The organism is Aeromonas sp. R3-1, assembly GCF_040908345.1.
Taxonomy (GTDB): Bacteria; Pseudomonadota; Gammaproteobacteria; order Enterobacterales; family Aeromonadaceae; genus Aeromonas; species Aeromonas veronii.
In genome coordinates, this window is record NZ_JBFODN010000044.1 from 1 (window position 1) to 3,115 (window position 3,115).

Here is a 3,115-nt window from a genome sequence, read left to right on the forward strand (position 1 = left end):
ACGAAAGAGTTGGTTGCGGGGGCCGGATTTGAACCGACGACCTTCGGGTTATGAGCCCGACGAGCTACCGAGCTGCTCCACCCCGCGTCCGAATTTTTTCTCGAAGTGGCCGAGCAGTAGCCAGTTCGATTTCTTCTTTCCTACCAACCGGTTACACCGGTTTGACTGGTCAGGATCTCAGATGGTTGCGGGGGCCAGATTTGAACTGACGACCTTCGGGTTATGAGCCCGACGAGCTACCGGGCTGCTCCACCCCGCGTCTGAGGTCGCCAATAATAGGCGCCAGCGCACAGATTGCAAGTAAATATCTCAAAAAAAGTTTATTCGTAGATTAATCGGACAAATAGTGCGGTCATTAGCAGCATCATGCTGTTTTTTCAGGCAATCGAGTCCTTGCCAGGCATCCGGCACTACACTCAATAAGGTGAACACTCCTCATTTTGGGTAGGTAGAATATGCGCATCTCCGCCGGTCACTGCCGTCAGTTGGGGGCCACACCCGACAGTAACGGCGTCAACTTCGCGATCTGGGCACGCCTCGCCAGCCGGGTCGAACTGCTGCTCTTCGCAAGCGCAGACGATGCGACCCCCGAGGTGATCCCCCTATCCCCGCGCCTTAACCGCACCGCCTACTACTGGCATATCCATGTGGAGGGGATCTCGGTCGGGCAGCGTTACGCCTATCGCATTCAGGGCCCGTGGCGCCCATATGGCGGCACCCGCTTCGATGCCGAGAAGGTGTTGCTCGACCCTTACGGCCGCAGCATCGAGCTTGGCGCCAATTACGATCGATGGGCGGCGGCCCGTCCAGGCAGCAATCTAGCTTGTTGCGCCAAGAACAAGGTGGTCGATACTCGCCACTACGACTGGGAAGGAGACAAACTGCCCGCTCACTCCCTCTCCCGCTCGGTGATCTACGAACTGCATCTGGGGGGCTTTACCAAGTCCCCGAGCTCCGGGGTCGATCCGGCGCTACGTGGCACCTATCTCGGGCTGATTGAGAAGATCCCCTATCTGCAATCTCTCGGCGTCACCGCCGTCGAGCTGCTGCCGGTGTTCCAGTTCGATCCTCAGGATGCGCCCAAAGGACTCTCCAACTACTGGGGTTACAGCCCCATGTCCTTTTTCGCCCCCCACGCCCAATACGCCTGCGGCGATGATCCGCTGACCGAATTTCGCGACATGGTCAAGGCGCTGCACAAGGCCAATATCGAGGTGATCCTGGACGTGGTTTACAACCACACCGCCGAAGGGGGTGATGATGGCCCCACCTTCTCGTTTCGCGGCATCGACAACGAGGCCTACTACATCCTCGACAACAACCAGAAGGACACCAACTATTCGGGCTGCGGCAACACCTTCAACGGCGCCCATCCGGTGGTGCTGCGGATGATCATGGACAGCCTCCACTTCTGGCGTCAGGAGATGCACGTCGATGGCTTTCGGTTTGATCTGGCAGCCATTTTGTCGCGGGATGAATCGGGTCAGCCGCAGGCCAATGCCCCCACTCTACGCACCATAGATACCGACCCCAACATCGCCGACATCAAGCTGATTGCCGAAGCCTGGGACGCGGGGGGACTCTATCAGGTGGGGTCACTGGCCGGCGCCCGCTGGCGTGAGTGGAACGGCCAGTTCCGGGATGATGTGCGCCGCTTCCTGCGCGGGGATGACAACAGCGTCACCACCTTCGTCGAGCGGCTCTGCGGCAGCCCCGACATCTACCACTATCACCACGCCGATCCCGAGAAGAGTATCAACTTCGTCACCTGTCACGACGGTTTTACTCTGTGGGACTGGGCCAGTTACAACAGCAAGCACAACGAGGCCAACGGGGAGGAGAACCGTGACGGCTGCGATCACAACTTCAGCTGGAACCACGGCCACGAAGGGGTGACGGAAGATCCCCAGATCAACGCCCTGCGGATGCGCCAGGCCAAAAACATGATGGTGGCGACCCTGCTCTCGGTGGGCTCCCCCATGCTGCTGATGGGAGACGAGCTGCTGCGCACCCAGCGGGGCAACAACAACGGCTACTGCCAGGACAATGCCACCTGCTGGATGAACTGGCTGCCCAATGCCCGCAGTCAGGAGATGTTCCGCTTTATGAAGGAGCTGATCCAATACCGCAAACACCTGTTCCAGCGCCCGGAGCAGGAGAGCATGCCGCTGTCGCTCACCGAGATCCTGCGCCACAGCGAGATCTGCTGGCACGGAGTCAACGCCGGGCAACCGGATTTCAGCCCCCACTCCCACGCCATCGCCATGTCGGCGCTGTCGAGCGAAACCAAGCTGGCGCTCTATGTGCTGTTCAACGCCTACTGGGAGCCCCTCACCTTCAACCTGCCGAGCCCCCCCAAGGGGGTCGGCGGCTACTGGCGGCGGATCCTCGATACCGCCCTCCCCTCGCCGCAAGATATCTGCACCTTCGGCATGCCGCTGGAGGGATTGACCCGCGAATATCTGGCCCAGCCGCGCAGCAGTTGCCTCTTTATCTGCGGGGCCGACGATTTCTATTGATCGATTGCTGTGAATTGATAGCAGCGATACCTGCAAGCCAGATATGCAAAAGCCCCGAGTGTTGGCTCGGGGCTTTCTCTTTTCAGCGCCAGTGTCAGATCAGCTGGTGCAACACGCTGGTAGCGGCGATCTGGGCGATCAGCAGGCCACACAGGGAGGTAGAGACCACCACTGGCGCGGTATCACGCAGCAAATAGAGCGGGCTGAACCAGAGCAGCAGGGAGGCCACCAACAGCGCTGCCTGGGTCACCACCGCCGGGATCAGGGCATCGAGATTGGCCTCACCCCCTTGCCAGCCCACCAGCACTGCCAGCCAGACAAGGCTGGCCATCGCCCCCACCAGACCGGCCAGCGGCAACAGGGTATTGAATGCCTTGAGGCGATGACGGGCCCGCAGCAGCATCAGATGGGCAAAAGCCGCCCCCAGCATAGCCATCTGCAGCAGACCGCTCACCCAGCCCTGCAGTTGCAGCAACCCGATGCCATAGAGAGCGAGCGGCAACGCAGGTAACCAGAGCAGTGTCGAGGGGACTGAGCGCTTGCCCTCCAGCCGTGATTGGGCCAGCGACAAGCCAACCCCGAGCACCAGTGCAGCC

At 60.5% G+C, this 3,115-nt stretch carries 2 protein-coding genes and 2 tRNA genes; 1 reads left to right on the top strand and 3 read right to left on the bottom strand.

The window, feature by feature from the left end; translation table 11 throughout:
* Positions 1 to 10: 10 nt before the first annotated feature.
* A tRNA-Met gene (locus AB5Y85_RS02265) sits at positions 11 to 87 on the bottom strand.
* Between the two features lie 95 nt (positions 88 to 182).
* Positions 183 to 259, bottom strand: a tRNA-Met gene (locus tag AB5Y85_RS02270).
* Between the two features lie 196 nt (positions 260 to 455).
* Between AB5Y85_RS02270 and glgX the strand changes: the two genes are divergently transcribed.
* On the top strand, positions 456 to 2,519 hold the full coding sequence (gene glgX, locus AB5Y85_RS02275; protein ID WP_368221112.1) for a glycogen debranching protein GlgX: 2,064 nt from the start codon (positions 456 to 458) through the stop codon (positions 2,517 to 2,519).
* 94 nt (positions 2,520 to 2,613) lie between these two features.
* Here the strand turns inward: glgX and AB5Y85_RS02280 are convergent.
* A partial coding sequence (locus AB5Y85_RS02280; RefSeq protein ID WP_368221113.1) for a hypothetical protein occupies positions 2,614 to 3,115 on the bottom strand: 502 nt, incomplete at its 5' end.

Bases quoted from the DNA above. Each gene is read 5' to 3' on its own strand.
- glgX (WP_368221112.1), top strand. From the start codon at position 456: ATGCGCATCTCCGCCGGTCACTGCCGTCAGTTGGGGGCCACACCCGAC.